Here is a 15,773-nt window from a genome sequence, read left to right on the forward strand (position 1 = left end):
GGAATTTAATCTTGACGATGACCTACTCTCACATGGGGAAACCCCACACTACCATCGGCGATGCATCGTTTCACTACTGAGTTCGGGATGGGATCAGGTGGTTCCAATGCTCTATGGTCGTCAAGAAATTCGGGTACTGAGTCGTGACAAGAATGCCTCGCTTCAGCAAATTGGGTATGTGACAGCTTTCGGTGTTTTGTGAGATTCGAACTTTCGGTTCTATCGTCTTCACACACCGCAATCTGCTGCTCTGTATTAAAGAGCCGACGCAAATTGCTTGGGTGTTATATGGTCAAGCCTCACGGGCAATTAGTATTGGTTAGCTCAACGCCTCACAGCGCTTACACACCCAACCTATCAACGTCGTAGTCTTCGACGGCCCTTCAGGGAACTCAAGGTTCCAGTGAGATCTCATCTTGAGGCTAGTTTCCCGCTTAGATGCTTTCAGCGGTTATCTATTCCGAACATAGCTACCCGGCAATGCCACTGGCGTGACAACCGGAACACCAGAGGTTCGTCCACTCCGGTCCTCTCGTACTAGGAGCAGCCCCTCTCAAATCTCAAACGTCCACGGCAGATAGGGACCGAACTGTCTCACGACGTTCTAAACCCAGCTCGCGTACCACTTTAAATGGCGAACAGCCATACCCTTGGGACCGGCTTCAGCCCCAGGATGTGATGAGCCGACATCGAGGTGCCAAACACCGCCGTCGATATGAACTCTTGGGCGGTATCAGCCTGTTATCCCCGGAGTACCTTTTATCCGTTGAGCGATGGCCCTTCCATACAGAACCACCGGATCACTAAGACCTACTTTCGTACCTGCTCGACGTGTCTGTCTCGCAGTCAAGCGCGCTTTTGCCTTTATACTCTACGACCGATTTCCGACCGGTCTGAGCGCACCTTCGTACTCCTCCGTTACTCTTTAGGAGGAGACCGCCCCAGTCAAACTACCCACCATACACTGTCCTCGATCCGGATAACGGACCTGAGTTAGAACCTCAAAGTTGCCAGGGTGGTATTTCAAGGTTGGCTCCACGCAGACTGGCGTCCACGCTTCAAAGCCTCCCACCTATCCTACACAAGCAAATTCAAAGTCCAGTGCAAAGCTATAGTAAAGGTTCACGGGGTCTTTCCGTCTAGCCGCGGATACACTGCATCTTCACAGCGATTTCAATTTCACTGAGTCTCGGGTGGAGACAGCGCCGCCATCGTTACGCCATTCGTGCAGGTCGGAACTTACCCGACAAGGAATTTCGCTACCTTAGGACCGTTATAGTTACGGCCGCCGTTTACCGGGGCTTCGATCAAGAGCTTCGCGTTAGCTAACCCCATCAATTAACCTTCCGGCACCGGGCAGGCGTCACACCCTATACGTCCACTTTCGTGTTTGCAGAGTGCTGTGTTTTTAATAAACAGTCGCAGCGGCCTGGTATCTTCGACCGGCATGAGCTTACGGAGCAAGTCCTTCACCCTCACCGGCGCACCTTCTCCCGAAGTTACGGTGCCATTTTGCCTAGTTCCTTCACCCGAGTTCTCTCAAGCGCCTTGGTATTCTCTACCCAACCACCTGTGTCGGTTTGGGGTACGGTTCCTGGTTACCTGAAGCTTAGAAGCTTTTCTTGGAAGCATGGCATCAACCACTTCGCTAACTAAAAGTTAGCTCGTCATCAGCTCTCGGCCTTAGAATCCCGGATTTACCTAAGATTCCAGCCTACCACCTTAAACTTGGACAACCAACGCCAAGCTGGCCTAGCCTTCTCCGTCCCTCCATCGCAATAACCAGAAGTACAGGAATATTAACCTGTTTTCCATCGACTACGCTTTTCAGCCTCGCCTTAGGGACCGACTAACCCTGCGTCGATTAACGTTGCGCAGGAAACCTTGGTCTTTCGGCGTGGGTGTTTTTCACACCCATTGTCGTTACTCATGTCAGCATTCGCACTTCTGATACCTCCAGCAAGCTTCTCAACTCACCTTCACAGGCTTACAGAACGCTCCTCTACCGCATCACTTACGTGATACCCGTAGCTTCGGTGTATGGTTTGAGCCCCGTTACATCTTCCGCGCAGGCCGACTCGACTAGTGAGCTATTACGCTTTCTTTAAAGGGTGGCTGCTTCTAAGCCAACCTCCTAGCTGTCTAAGCCTTCCCACATCGTTTCCCACTTAACCATAACTTTGGGACCTTAGCTGACGGTCTGGGTTGTTTCCCTTTTCACGACGGACGTTAGCACCCGCCGTGTGTCTCCCATGCTCGGCACTTGTAGGTATTCGGAGTTTGCATCGGTTTGGTAAGTCGGGATGACCCCCTAGCCGAAACAGTGCTCTACCCCCTACAGTGATACATGAGGCGCTACCTAAATAGCTTTCGAGGAGAACCAGCTATCTCCGAGCTTGATTAGCCTTTCACTCCGATCCACAGGTCATCCGCTAACTTTTCAACGGTAGTCGGTTCGGTCCTCCAGTTAGTGTTACCCAACCTTCAACCTGCCCATGGATAGATCGCCCGGTTTCGGGTCTATTCCCAGCGACTAGACGCCCTATTAAGACTCGCTTTCGCTACGCCTCCCCTATTCGGTTAAGCTCGCCACTGAAAATAAGTCGCTGACCCATTATACAAAAGGTACGCAGTCACCCAACAAAGTGGGCTCCCACTGCTTGTACGCATACGGTTTCAGGATCTATTTCACTCCCCTCTCCGGGGTTCTTTTCGCCTTTCCCTCACGGTACTAGTTCACTATCGGTCAGTCAGTAGTATTTAGCCTTGGAGGATGGTCCCCCCATATTCAGACAAAGTTTCTCGTGCTCCGTCCTACTCGATTTCATGACTAAGAGATTTTCGCGTACAGGGCTATCACCCACTATGGCCGCACTTTCCAGAGCGTTCCGCTAATCTCAAAGCCACTTAAGGGCTAGTCCCCGTTCGCTCGCCACTACTAAGGGAATCTCGGTTGATTTCTTTTCCTCAGGGTACTTAGATGTTTCAGTTCCCCTGGTTCGCCTCTTACGCCTATGTATTCAGCGTAAGATAACCATCTTATGATGGCTGGGTTCCCCCATTCAGACATCTCCGGATCAAAGTCTGTTTGCCGACTCCCCGAAGCTTTTCGCAGGCTACCACGTCTTTCATCGCCTCTGACTGCCAAGGCATCCACCGTATGCGCTTCTTCACTTGACCATATAACCCCAAGCAATCTGGTTATACTGTGAAGACAACATTCGCCGAAAATTCGATAATACTCAAAACTGAGTAACTCACAAATTTTACCTTAGCCTGATCCGTTACCAGTGAAAGTAACGTTCAGTCTATCTTTCTATCACATACCCAAATTTTTAAAGAACGATCTAATCAAAGACTAGAAATCAACATTCACCATCAACCTGATGGAATGCTCATTTCTAAGCTTTCATAACGTAGAAGCAGTAGTGGTGGAGCCAAACGGGATCGAACCGTTGACCTCCTGCGTGCAAGGCAGGCGCTCTCCCAGCTGAGCTATGGCCCCGTATTTCTACAGGCGTTTCCCACACAAAATTGGTGGGTCTGGGCAGATTCGAACTGCCGACCTCACCCTTATCAGGGGTGCGCTCTAACCAACTGAGCTACAGACCCAATTTCGGGCTGCTTCTTATCGTCTTCTTCAATGAATCAAGCAATTCGTGTGGGAACTTATGGAGCAGCTGATGTCGTCGATTAAGGAGGTGATCCAGCCGCAGGTTCCCCTACGGCTACCTTGTTACGACTTCACCCCAGTCATGAATCACACCGTGGTAACCGTCCTCCCGAAGGTTAGACTAGCTACTTCTGGTGCAACCCACTCCCATGGTGTGACGGGCGGTGTGTACAAGGCCCGGGAACGTATTCACCGCGACATTCTGATTCGCGATTACTAGCGATTCCGACTTCACGCAGTCGAGTTGCAGACTGCGATCCGGACTACGATCGGTTTTATGGGATTAGCTCCACCTCGCGGTTTGGCAACCCTCTGTACCGACCATTGTAGCACGTGTGTAGCCCAGGCCGTAAGGGCCATGATGACTTGACGTCATCCCCACCTTCCTCCGGTTTGTCACCGGCAGTCTCCTTAGAGTGCCCACCATTACGTGCTGGTAACTAAGGACAAGGGTTGCGCTCGTTACGGGACTTAACCCAACATCTCACGACACGAGCTGACGACAGCCATGCAGCACCTGTCTCAATGTTCCCGAAGGCACCAATCTATCTCTAGAAAGTTCATTGGATGTCAAGGCCTGGTAAGGTTCTTCGCGTTGCTTCGAATTAAACCACATGCTCCACCGCTTGTGCGGGCCCCCGTCAATTCATTTGAGTTTTAACCTTGCGGCCGTACTCCCCAGGCGGTCAACTTAATGCGTTAGCTGCGCCACTAAAAGCTCAAGGCTTCCAACGGCTAGTTGACATCGTTTACGGCGTGGACTACCAGGGTATCTAATCCTGTTTGCTCCCCACGCTTTCGCACCTCAGTGTCAGTATTAGTCCAGGTGGTCGCCTTCGCCACTGGTGTTCCTTCCTATATCTACGCATTTCACCGCTACACAGGAAATTCCACCACCCTCTACCATACTCTAGTCAGTCAGTTTTGAATGCAGTTCCCAGGTTGAGCCCGGGGATTTCACATCCAACTTAACAAACCACCTACGCGCGCTTTACGCCCAGTAATTCCGATTAACGCTTGCACCCTCTGTATTACCGCGGCTGCTGGCACAGAGTTAGCCGGTGCTTATTCTGTCGGTAACGTCAAAACAGTTACGTATTAGGCAACTGCCCTTCCTCCCAACTTAAAGTGCTTTACAATCCGAAGACCTTCTTCACACACGCGGCATGGCTGGATCAGGCTTTCGCCCATTGTCCAATATTCCCCACTGCTGCCTCCCGTAGGAGTCTGGACCGTGTCTCAGTTCCAGTGTGACTGATCATCCTCTCAGACCAGTTACGGATCGTCGCCTTGGTGAGCCATTACCTCACCAACTAGCTAATCCGACCTAGGCTCATCTGATAGCGCAAGGCCCGAAGGTCCCCTGCTTTCTCCCGTAGGACGTATGCGGTATTAGCGTCCGTTTCCGAACGTTATCCCCCACTACCAGGCAGATTCCTAGGCATTACTCACCCGTCCGCCGCTCTCAAGAGAAGCAAGCTTCTCTCTACCGCTCGACTTGCATGTGTTAGGCCTGCCGCCAGCGTTCAATCTGAGCCATGATCAAACTCTTCAGTTCAAACATCTTTGGGTTTTTAAGAAACCCTAAACTTGGCTCAGCAATCGTTGGTTACATCTTTGATTTCTCGCGGAGTAACTTGTGATGCTGATAATCTTGTTGACTATCAGTCTGACTCCACAAGCACCCACACGAATTGCTTGATTCAGTTGTTAAAGAGCGGTTGGTTAAGATCTTTCGTCTCAACCGAGGCGCGCATTCTACAGCAGCCTCATTTGCTGTCAAGTGATTATTTTCAGAAGCTTTCGAAGATTTCTTCAACAACTTCAACCACTTGCGCTTCCGATCTCTCGTTAGCGGGAGGCGAATAATACAGGACTAAATCACCCGGTCAACCCCTATATGAAAAATCTTTCCCCGCCAAAGAACCTAGGCCGCCACTACAAAATATAAAACCTCCAAGACCCGCACAAAACATCAGGACAACAGAGACCCCAGAACACATCGCCACTACCCCCCCCTTAAGTTAGTGGGTGCCGATTAAACGACTCCACCGATTGCGGTGAACACAATCAGCAGCTCAAAGCCGCCAGCTTTACATTGGCAGCAACATCTACCCAGCTATATGCACGACCGGCTTGAAACCCCACCGTTAACTGCGACCCCTGACTTGCAGAGCTCTCCAGCACCTGCACCATATCGTCGCGAACGAACTGCACACGGTCATCGGGTGCGGACGAGACAAGCAACTTCAATCACTGACGCACCAGGCAGAACTTGTCGCCGGACACCACTCCCCTGGAGCCGGCCGCCAGCAACGCCAAGCAATATAAAGATGACGCCTGACTTTTTGCGCCCAGAAAATGCCGACAGGGTTACGACCGCTTAATCAAAAAGCCCAAACCAGACACACCCCAGGTGCAAGCTCGCAACCACATTCAGCCGTCAATGGCCGAGCTCAAAAAGAAGCCTGCCGAACACTCCGGCCAAAACACGAGCAAAAAAAAAGCCACTCAACTGAGTGGCTTTTTCTTTGTATTTGGAGCGGGAAACGAGACTCGAACTCGCGACCCCGACCTTGGCAAGGTCGTGCTCTACCAACTGAGCTATTCCCGCGTCTTGGTGGTGCGCATTCTATAGAATTATCAGAACCCGTCAACCCCTTGATTCAAAAAAGTTTTATTTCTTTTCAACCGTGGTGCGCAGATGAGGCCAGGCAGCGCGTAAATACTGGAGCATGGACCACAAGGTCAGGCCGGCGGCAATCAGCAGCAAGGCGTAGCCAATGAGAACCCAAAAGGAGAAGTCCGACGGGTTAGCCAGCAAAATCACCAGTGCAAGCATTTGTGCGGCGGTTTTCCATTTACCCATATTGGATACGGCGACATGGGCACGGGCGCCGATTTCGGCCATCCATTCGCGCAGGGCTGAGACGACGATCTCGCGGCCGATGATCACCGCGGCCGGCAAGGTCAGCCACAGGTTACCGTGTTCCTGAACCAGCAGGACCAAGGCAACAGCCACCATGAGCTTGTCGGCCACAGGGTCCAGGAACGCACCGAAGGGTGTGCTCTGTTCCAGGCGGCGCGCGAGGTAGCCGTCGAGCCAGTCGGTTGCAGCGGCAAACGCGAATACCGAACTGGACGCGGCATAGCTCCATTCGTACGGCAAATAGAACAACAAAATGAAAATCGGAATGAGCAGGACGCGTAGAACGGTGATCAGATTAGGGATATTCATCGGCACAACTGGCTACGAGGTGGAAAGGCATTCTATTCGCTATGCAGATTCGCATAAATCAACTCAGCGAGCTTTTTACTGATACCGGGTGCTTTGGCTATTTCGTCAATGCTGGCACGGGATAGCTCTTGCAAGCCACCAAAATGTTTAAGCAGGTCGCGACGGCGGGTCGGACCTACCCCCGCCACCCCTTCCAGGGTTGAGGTTCGCCGGGTTTTGCCACGCCGGGCCCGGTGGCCAGTAATGGCAAAACGGTGAGCTTCGTCACGAATCTGTTGAATCAGGTGCAGCGCGGGTGAGTCGCCCTTCAAGGTGAACTCATGGGCGGCATCATTCAAGTACAAGGTCTCGAAACCGGCCTTACGCGTAGCGCCCTTGGCCACGCCGAGCAGGATCAGATCGGGTACAGCCAGTTCGTTGAGCACGTCACGGGCCATGGAGAGTTGCCCCTTGCCACCGTCCACCAAGAGGATGTCGGGCAGCTTGCCCTCCCCCTCCTTAAGCTTGCTGAAACGTCGCGTGAGCGCCTGGTGCATGGCCGCGTAGTCGTCGCCGGCGGTAACGCCTTCGATGTTGTAGCGCCGATAATCGGATTTTATCGGCCCTTCCGGCCCGAACACCACGCAAGATGCCACCGTGGCCTCGCCGCTGGAGTGGCTGATGTCATAGCACTCCAGGCGCTGGGGCGGTTCGTCCAGATTGAGTACTTCGGCCAGCGCGTCGAAGCGCGCGGCGACATGCTGTCGATTCGCCAGACGCGCACCCAAGGCCTGTTCAGCGTTGGTCACGGCCAATTGCTGCCAGCGGGCGCGGGTGCCGCGTACGCGGTGGCTGATATCCAGTTCACGACCACGTAGTTCATGAATGGCTTCAATCAGCGCGGGAAAGTCTTCATGTACCACGTTGACGATCAGCTCCGACGGCAGATCGCGCTCGGGGCTGCTGACGTAGTACTGGCCAAGGAAGGCAGCCATGACTTCGGCCACTTCCTCATCGATCCCGGTCTGCGGGAAGAAATTCTTGCTGCCCAAAACCCGTCCGCCGCGCACGCTGATCAGGTGCACGCAGGCACCGCCCGGGTTGACAAAGGCCGCGATCACATCGACGTCGCCAGTGCCGCCCTCCATGCTCTGCTGGTCCTGGACACGCCGCAGCAGAGAGATCTGATCGCGCAGCTCAGCGGCGCGCTCAAAATCCAGGGTACTGGCAGCCTGTTCCATGGCACCGGAAAGTTCGTCGGTGAGCGCATTGCTGCGGCCCTCGAGGAACATCACCGAATGGCGCACGTCCTCGGCGTACTCCGCGAGCTCCACCAACCCCACACAGGGTGCTTTGCAGCGTTTGATCTGGTATTGCAGGCACGGCCGAGTACGGTTCTTGTAGAAACTGTCTTCGCACTGGCGCACAAAAAAAGTCTTTTGCAGCAGGCTCAAACTTTCGCGGATCGCACCCGCGCTGGGATAAGGACCGAAATACTTGCCCTTCTGCTTCTTCGCACCGCGGTGAATGCTCAATCGCGGGAAGTCGCCGTCAGATAAATACACGTAAGGGTAGGATTTATCGTCACGCAGTAGGATGTTGTAAGGTGGCCGCCACTCCTTGATCAGCGTTTGCTCAAGCAGCAACGCTTCAGTTTCATTGGCGGTGATGGTGGTTTCAACCTGGGCGATACGTGCGACCAGGGCGGCGGTTTTCGGCGCCAGACCGGTCTTGCGAAAGTAGCTCGCCAGACGATTCTTCAGGTTCTTGGCTTTGCCGACATAAAGCAGGCGCGCCTCGCTGTCGAACATGCGGTACACGCCGGGGCGGCCACTGCAGGTTGAGAGAAAGGCACTCGCATCAAACGGTGTGGTCATGTCAGGCGCTGGCGTCCACCATGCCGTGGCGCACCGCGAGCAGGGTCAATTCAACATCACTGCTGATCGTGAGCTTCTCGAAAATGCGATAGCGGTAAGTATTGACGGTTTTGGGCGATAGACACAGCTTGTCGGAGATCGCCTGCACCTTCTGGCAGCCGACAATCATCAAGGCGATCTGGATTTCCCGCTCCGACAGCGCATCAAACGGTGAGTCGCTGGTGGGCTGGAAGGATTTAATGGCCAACTGCTGGGCAATCTGCGGGCTGATATAACGCTGGCCGGCAAATACCAGGCGAATGGCTTGCACCATTTCCGCCAGGCCCGCGCCCTTGGTCAGGTAACCAGCGGCCCCCGCCTGTAGCAGGCGCGTAGGAAACGGGTCTTCCTCGCACACGGTCACCACCACGACTTTGATGTCCGGATGGCTGCGCAACAATTTAGTAGTGGCGCCAAGACCGCCGATCCCAGGCATCTTGACATCCATCAACACCACATCAGGTTTCAACTCCCGAGCCTTGATCAGGGACTCCTCCCCTGACTCAGCCTGGCCGACTACCTGCAGGCCATCGATGTCAGCCAGCATTCGTGTAATGCCTGTACGAACGAGATCATGGTCATCGACCACTAGCACCCTAATCAAGCAGACACCTCGCGATATGGTCTTATAGGTTGCTGAACACCTTAGCAAAAAACCAAGGTGCAGACCTAGCTGCAAGTGTCATATATATGGAGTTTACGTGCGGTGTTCGGCTCTGCTGACCAGCAGGATCGCAGATTATGCTGAGCAAAAGGTCAGCTTTGTTGGAGTACCGGCTTGAGTTCCCCATTCTATGTCACTGAATATTTCGCCGATGCGCAGGTCGATGCGTTCACACGAAAGCCCTGCCTGCTTTACTCCGCAGCGGCTGCCCGACATTCACGCTCCATGCGCCAGAAACAATCCTCCTCCCCTACAACGCTCAGGCCCTGACGCTGATACAGCCTTTTCGCCGGATTGTTTTTGAACACGGTCAAGCGCAAAAGGCCCTGCGTCTGCGCCTTGAGCACCATCTGCTCCAGCACCCAACTGCCAGCGCCCTGCTTGCGGTAGTTTTCGAGCAGGTGTAATTCGCGAATATAGAGCGCACGGCGGTCACTACTCAGGCTGATAAAGCCCATCACGGCATCACCGTTACAAATCAGCCAGTTCTCGCGCCCCGCCCAGGCGACGTCGAAGCCATTGTCCGACCACACCAAGCCGTACTGCAGATAGTAGCGGCTCATGGCCTCATGCGTCAGCGTTCGCGCAAACAGCCGATCCTGTTCCGTCGCCGCGCGCAGGTGAAACGCCATGTTTAGAGGGCTACCACTTGGCCAGCCCAGTGCCCACCATCGCGACGGGCAACCACCAGCACATCGCCAACGCCGGGGGCGGAGGCAAGTAAACTGCCATCATCTGCCCAGATGGCACTGCGGCCAGCACACGTCCAGCCACCCGATGGGCCGCCATGATTAGCCATCAATACCAACAGACCATGTTCGGCGGCATATCCCTGGAGCAGCGCGCTGTCCGTCGCGTAACCACCGTCGCTGATCAGTACACCGGCCGCGTACACATTGGCGCCTGCTTGCGCCGCCTGACGCGGATGGCTGGCGTGGGAAAAGTCCGCACAGACCGCCAGCGCAATGCGGTCATCCCCCCAGTCGAGTGCCGCACCGCCCTGCCCCGCGACAAACGCCACCTCTTCGCCTGGGTGCAGGTGCTGCTTGGTGTAGACCGCCAGGGAGCCGTCCGCCCCCAACACCAGCGCGCCAATCAACACACCCGCTTCGGGTGCCAGCCGGATCGGCATCCCCACCACTGCCGTCAACCGCAGCTCCTGCGCCATCTCACGCAGCGGCGCCAGCACAGGGTCCTCTGGAACAATGGCCAACCCGGCCGCCAACGAGGGCTCATACCCGGTCAACGACAGCTCCGGAAACACCAGCAATTGCACGCCATGCTCAGCTGCCGAGCGCATAAACGCCAGGTGCCGCTCGATATTGGCCGGTACATCGCCTGCGATGGAAATGGATTGAGCCGCAGCAAGGGTCAAATCAGTCATGGTCGCGTCCAAGCAATCATTATCAAAGTGTTACCAGCATATCTCGGCCGATAGCGGTAAGTACCCCCAGGCAATAGAAATTACTGATTGAATCCACCCTTACGCCTCTAGTAAGCTCCTCCCATCATTTGGAGACATACCATGTTGCAACTCACCCACACTCAGGTTTGCCCTGCTGCCAGCGCCTCGCGCTCGGTATCGGCTACCCGCGTGAACGGTTTGAGCGCACCTGCCAGCTTTTATTTTGGGTATTGGTTTAGCCACTGGCGCGCCTGATACCTGAAATCGGCGCCCACTGCTCAAGGGGTCGCCTACCAGAGAAATCTAACCCCCGGTCGGCTCCCCGACCGGGGGTTTTGTTTTTTCAGGCCCTCATAAAATTTTGCTTAAACAAGAACACTTAAAGGAATCACGACATGAACTACGCCACTTATTACCGTTACGACACTTGCACTGCATGGCGATTTAGCAAGCTCCGCTCGGGACAGCCTGCCGCCTCCGATCGGTCACCTATTGGTGGCAAGCCAACACACGTAGCCGATACGGCCAATTGTCGAACACCCCAGTAGGGCCGAGCGCGCGGGAATAGCCCGCCGCTTGCCCAGGAAGCCTAGAATATGAACTCCGCCACTGCCGCTCTGCCTATCTCTGCCCTGAACAGCGCCAATGAAGCCCTGACCCAACGCCTGCCCAGCTCGCTCGAGCTCAAGCACAAGCTGCCCCTCAGCCCGTTCCTCAACGAACAGATTCACGCCCATCGCCAAGCCGTACGTGCCATTCTCAATGGTGAAGACTCGCGTTTGCTGGTGATTGTCGGCCCGTGCTCAATCCACGACCCGGAATCGGCCATGGAGTACGCACGCAACCTGAAGAAACTGGCGCTTGAAGTCAGCGACCAGATGCTGCTGGTGATCCGCGCCTACGTCGAAAAACCACGCACCACCATCGGCTGGAAAGGCTTGGCCTACGACCCGCACCTGGATGGCAGTGATGACATGGCCGCAGGCCTCACCCTGTCGCGAGAACTGATGCGCGAAATGCTGCGCCTGGGCCTGCCGGTGGCTACCGAGTTGCTGCAACCGATAGCCGCCGGCTACTTCGATGACCTGCTCAGTTGGGTGGCGATTGGCGCGCGCACCACTGAATCGCAAATCCACCGCGAAATGGCCAGCGGCCTGGGCATGCCTGTCGGCTTCAAAAATGGCACTGACGGCGGCGTCGCGATTGCCTGTGACGCAATGCGTTCGGCGTCCCACCCGCACCGCCACTTCGGCGTCGACAGCCAGGGCCATCCGGCGATCATCCAGACCCCGGGCAACCCCGACACTCACCTGGTATTACGCGGCGGTCACCGTGGACCGAACTACGATGCACAGAGTGTGGCCCAGGTGAAGCAGGACCTGGCCAAGTCCAAGGTGGCGGCGCGAATCATGGTCGATTGCAGCCATGCCAACAGCGGCAAAGACCCATTGCGTCAACCGGCGGTATTCAACGATGTGCTGGAACAGCGCCTGCAAGGCGACACCTCGCTGATCGGCATGATGCTAGAAAGTCATCTGTTCGAAGGCTGCCAGCCGCTGAGCCCGTCGATGAAATACGGCGTGTCGGTGACCGATGGTTGCCTGGGTTGGGACGGTACCGAGCAACTGTTGCGCAGTGCGGCCGAGCGTTTGCGGGAACAGCACTGAGCCATCTGGCATGTGAGGATCAAAATGTGGGAGCTGGCTTGCCTGCTCCCACATTCGAACTTCATTGGATTCAAGACAAGGGGTATAGCGCCTCATCAAACTGCTCAAGTTTCGGGAACACCAAGGGCTGCTCATCCACCAGCCCTTGCAGCCGTTGTTGATAACCCACCAAAAAATCCTGCCGCGCCTCAGCACTGATATACGGCACATGCCACGCCACAAAGGGCGCCAACACCTCATACCCGACATACGCCAGCGTGCCGCGCAGAATCGGCCGCAGCATATCCTCCAACGGCCCATGAATCGCGCCCTCACCAAACATATGCTCGCGCCCGCCCAGGGTCACCGTGACCAGCGCTCGCTTACCCGCCAACCCACCCTGATCGTAAAAACGCTTGCCGCCGTAACACACACCCGACACGAGTACCCGGTCGATCCAGCCCTTAAGCATCGCAGGCGCCGAGAACCAGAAGATCGGGAAGTTAAGGATCAGCAGATCGGCCCACAGCAACTTGTTCAACTCACTCTGGATATCTGCCGCGATTGACTGTTTCTTAACGCCCAGGCGTTGCTCCAAGGCGTAGACCAAGTAGTCGGGATTCTCCCGCGTGGCAAAATCCGCCGCCGACGCCACCGGATTCCACTGCATGGCATACAAATCACTCACCTGCACTTCGTGGCCTTGCCCCTCCAGCGTGGCAACCGCCTGGTCGCGTAAGGCCGCAGTAAACGACTGTGGCTCAGGATGGGCGTGAACAATCAAAACCTTCATGTCATTTCCTCAAACGGTGTGCGCCGCCCGTTGGGCCAGCAAATGATCGAGCCAGTCAGGGTCCATTTCCGGCTCCGACGAAAACAACAAGCCGGTGTAGTCCTGGAACGGCGGAGTAAAAATCGCGCTGCGGCTGCCTTGGTCCACCACCCGTCCGCGCTGCATCACCACCACCTCATCGGCAATAGCGCGCACGGTGGCGACGTCATGGGTGATAAACAGGTAGGCCACGCCCAATTGCTGCTGGATACGGTTGAGCAACTTCAGTACACCCTCGGCGACCAGTTGGTCGAGCGCCGAGGTAACTTCGTCGCAAATGATCAGTTGTGGGTCGGCCGCCAAGGCACGGGCGATGCAAATTCGCTGTTTTTGCCCGCCGGACAACTCTCGCGGCTGACGCTCCATGAAAACCGCCGGGTCCAGCTCAATCATCTCCAGCAATTGGGCGACACGCGCGCGCATCGCCTTGCCCTTGAGACCCAGGTAAAACGTCAGCGGCCGACCGATGATATCGACGATGCGCTGGCGCGGGTTCAGCGCCGTGTCGGGGATCTGGTAGATCATCTGGATACGCCGCAGTTGTTCCTTGCTGCGCCGCCGAAAATCCACCGACAACGCCTCGCCGTCATACAGCACCTGCCCCGCCGTGGCTGGCAGCAACCCGGTGATCAGACGCGCGGTGGAGCTTTTGCCACTGCCGGACTCGCCGATCACCGCCAGGGTCTGGCCGCGATACAACTTCATCGACACCTCATGTAGCACCGGTTGATGCCCATAACTGGCGCACACCTGGCGCACCTCCAGCAGCGGTGTCTCCTGGGCCGGACAGGCCTTGGGCTCAGTGCGGAAACTGCGTACCGCCCACAGGGATTTGGTGTAGTCCTGCTGCGGCTGGCTGAGCATGCTGCGGGTGTCCGCCTCTTCCACCAACTTGCCATGGCGCAGCACCATGATGCGGTCGGCCATTTGCGCGACCACCGCCAGGTCGTGACTGATATACAGCGCGGCGCTGCCGAAGGTTTTTACCGCGTCGCGGATCGCCGCCAGCACTTCAATCTGGGTCGTGACGTCGAGGGCGGTGGTAGGCTCGTCGAAGATGATCAGGTCCGGATGACAGGCCATGGCCATGGCAGTCATCACCCGCTGCAACTGGCCGCCCGACACTTGGTGGGGATAGCGCTCACCGATGGTTTCCGGGTCTGGCAGGCGCAGTACGCGATACAACTCCACCGCTTCGCGCTCGGCCTGGGCACGGCTGATGCCGCCGTTGATCACCGCGCTTTCTACATGCTGGTCGATCAGGCGGTGCGCCGGGTTGAAGGACGCAGCCGCACTTTGCGCTACATAAGCAATGCGCAGACCACGTAACTTGCGCAGCGCTTCAGGTTTGGCTTGCAGCAACTCAATACCGTCAAAACACACCGAACCGCCGACGATACGGCAACCGTCCCGCGCATAGCCCATCGCCGCTAAACCGAGCGTGGATTTGCCCGCTCCCGACTCGCCAATCAGCCCCAACACCTCGCCACGCTGCAAGGTCAGGTCGATGCCTTTGATCAGCGGATGCCAGGCGTCTTCATAGTGCCCTTCGATCTGCAGGTTGCGGATTTCCAGCAATGGCGTGTCCATCCTCAACACTCCTTCAGGCCGCTGGATTTATGCAGCATCCAGTCGACGACAAAGTTCACGCTGACGGTGATCAACGCCACCGCCAGGGCCGGTAGCAGCGGGCTGATATCGCCGAAGGTGATCAGCACCGCGTTGTCGCGCACCATGCTGCCCCAGTCGGCCGTCGGCGGTTGAATGCCCAGGCCGAGGAACGACAGCGCGCTGATAAACAGGAATACAAAACAGAAGCGCAGGCCGAATTCGGCAATCAACGGTGCGGCGGCGTTGGGTAGCACCTCGCGGGTGACCAGCCACCACAGGCCTTCGCCGCGCAGGCGTGCAGCTTCGACGAAGTCCTGCACCACCACAGTCATCGCCACCGCGCGGGACAGGCGAAACACCCGTGTCGAATCGAGCAGCGCAATCACCAGCACCAGTGACGTCGCGTTGGTGCCCACCACGCTGAGGATCAGCAAAGCAAAAATCAGCTGCGGGATCGCCATCAGAATATCCACCACCCGCGACAAACCCTGGTCAATCCAGCCGCCCTTGATCGCCGCGACCAGCCCGCTCAAGCCACCGAGCAGAAACGCCAATGTGGTGGTCAGGAAGGCAATGCCCAAGGTATTGCGCGCGCCGTACACCAGACGGCTGAACATATCGCGCCCCAAATTATCGGTGCCCAACAAAAACTGGCCGCTCCAGGGCGCGAAACCGTCACCCACCACCTGGGTTTCGCCATAGGGCGCCAGCAACGGCGCAAACAGCGCTACCGCGATGTACAACACAATGATCAGCAGGCCGAACTTGGCGCTCAACGGCGCCCGGGCCAATTGGGTCAACAGGTTCAT

The 15,773-nt window shown here is 56.2% G+C and carries 9 protein-coding genes, 3 tRNA genes and 3 rRNA genes; 1 reads left to right on the forward strand and 14 read right to left on the reverse strand.

The annotated features are described in order from the left end of the window. Window positions 1-9 precede the first annotated feature (9 nt). The 11 genes from rrf to BFL40_RS15190 form a co-directional block, all read right to left on the reverse strand. Window positions 10-125: ribosomal RNA gene (gene rrf / locus BFL40_RS15140) — 5S ribosomal RNA — on the reverse strand. Window positions 126-288: 163 nt separating this feature from the next. Further along, window positions 289-3,180 (reverse strand): 23S ribosomal RNA (locus BFL40_RS15145). Window positions 3,181-3,429: 249 nt separating this feature from the next. Then, window positions 3,430-3,505: transfer RNA gene (locus BFL40_RS15150), tRNA-Ala, on the reverse strand. 30 nt (window positions 3,506-3,535) lie between these two features. Continuing rightward, a tRNA-Ile gene (locus tag BFL40_RS15155) sits at window positions 3,536-3,612 on the reverse strand. An 82-nt stretch (window positions 3,613-3,694) separates the two neighbouring features. Beyond that, a 16S ribosomal RNA gene (locus BFL40_RS15160) occupies window positions 3,695-5,231 on the reverse strand. The 16S, 23S and 5S rRNA genes sit together here with 2 tRNA genes alongside, the layout of an rRNA operon. 980 nt (window positions 5,232-6,211) lie before the next feature. Continuing rightward, window positions 6,212-6,287: transfer RNA gene (locus BFL40_RS15165), tRNA-Gly, on the reverse strand. Between the two features lie 63 nt (window positions 6,288-6,350). Further along, window positions 6,351-6,911 (reverse strand): CDP-diacylglycerol--glycerol-3-phosphate 3-phosphatidyltransferase, encoded by a 561-nt coding sequence (pgsA, locus tag BFL40_RS15170; protein WP_071484763.1) that lies wholly within the window; start codon window positions 6,909-6,911, stop codon window positions 6,351-6,353. A 32-nt stretch (window positions 6,912-6,943) separates the two neighbouring features. Further along, a complete protein-coding gene (uvrC, locus tag BFL40_RS15175) occupies window positions 6,944-8,767 on the reverse strand; it encodes an excinuclease ABC subunit UvrC (protein ID WP_071484764.1) in 1,824 nt (607 codons plus the stop codon). A gap of 1 nt (window position 8,768) precedes the next feature. Then, window positions 8,769-9,410, reverse strand: coding sequence for a response regulator transcription factor GacA (gene gacA, locus BFL40_RS15180; protein ID WP_074851724.1), 642 nt, complete (start codon window positions 9,408-9,410; stop codon window positions 8,769-8,771). Between the two features lie 251 nt (window positions 9,411-9,661). Then, window positions 9,662-10,102 (reverse strand): GNAT family N-acetyltransferase, encoded by a 441-nt coding sequence (locus BFL40_RS15185; protein ID WP_071484766.1) that lies wholly within the window; start codon window positions 10,100-10,102, stop codon window positions 9,662-9,664. A gap of 2 nt (window positions 10,103-10,104) precedes the next feature. Then, window positions 10,105-10,854: a carbon-nitrogen hydrolase family protein gene (locus BFL40_RS15190; RefSeq protein WP_071484767.1), complete on the reverse strand. Its 750-nt coding sequence runs from the start codon at window positions 10,852-10,854 to the stop codon at window positions 10,105-10,107. 617 nt (window positions 10,855-11,471) lie between these two features. On the opposite strand from BFL40_RS15190, the gene BFL40_RS15195 reads away from it, so the two are divergent. Then, on the forward strand, window positions 11,472-12,542 hold the full coding sequence (locus tag BFL40_RS15195; protein WP_071484768.1) for a 3-deoxy-7-phosphoheptulonate synthase: 1,071 nt from the start codon (window positions 11,472-11,474) through the stop codon (window positions 12,540-12,542). 70 nt (window positions 12,543-12,612) lie between these two features. Here the strand turns inward: BFL40_RS15195 and BFL40_RS15200 are convergent, their stop codons facing one another. The 3 genes from BFL40_RS15200 to BFL40_RS33755 are packed head-to-tail and all read right to left on the reverse strand — an operon-like array spanning window position 12,613 to window position 15,773. Then, window positions 12,613-13,314 carry an NAD(P)H-dependent oxidoreductase gene (locus BFL40_RS15200; RefSeq protein WP_071484769.1) on the reverse strand — a complete coding sequence of 234 codons (702 nt, stop codon included), beginning with the start codon at window positions 13,312-13,314 and terminating at the stop codon, window positions 12,613-12,615. A gap of 9 nt (window positions 13,315-13,323) precedes the next feature. Beyond that, the gene (locus tag BFL40_RS15205) at window positions 13,324-14,943 is read right to left on the reverse strand and encodes an ABC transporter ATP-binding protein (RefSeq protein WP_071484770.1); all 1,620 of its coding nucleotides are present in this window, start codon (window positions 14,941-14,943) and stop codon (window positions 13,324-13,326) included. A 2-nt stretch (window positions 14,944-14,945) separates the two neighbouring features. After that, on the reverse strand, window positions 14,946-15,773 hold the full coding sequence (locus tag BFL40_RS33755) for an ABC transporter permease (RefSeq protein WP_071484771.1): 828 nt from the start codon (window positions 15,771-15,773) through the stop codon (window positions 14,946-14,948).

This window comes from Pseudomonas costantinii (assembly GCF_001870435.1).
Taxonomy (GTDB): Bacteria; Pseudomonadota; Gammaproteobacteria; order Pseudomonadales; family Pseudomonadaceae; genus Aquipseudomonas; species Aquipseudomonas costantinii.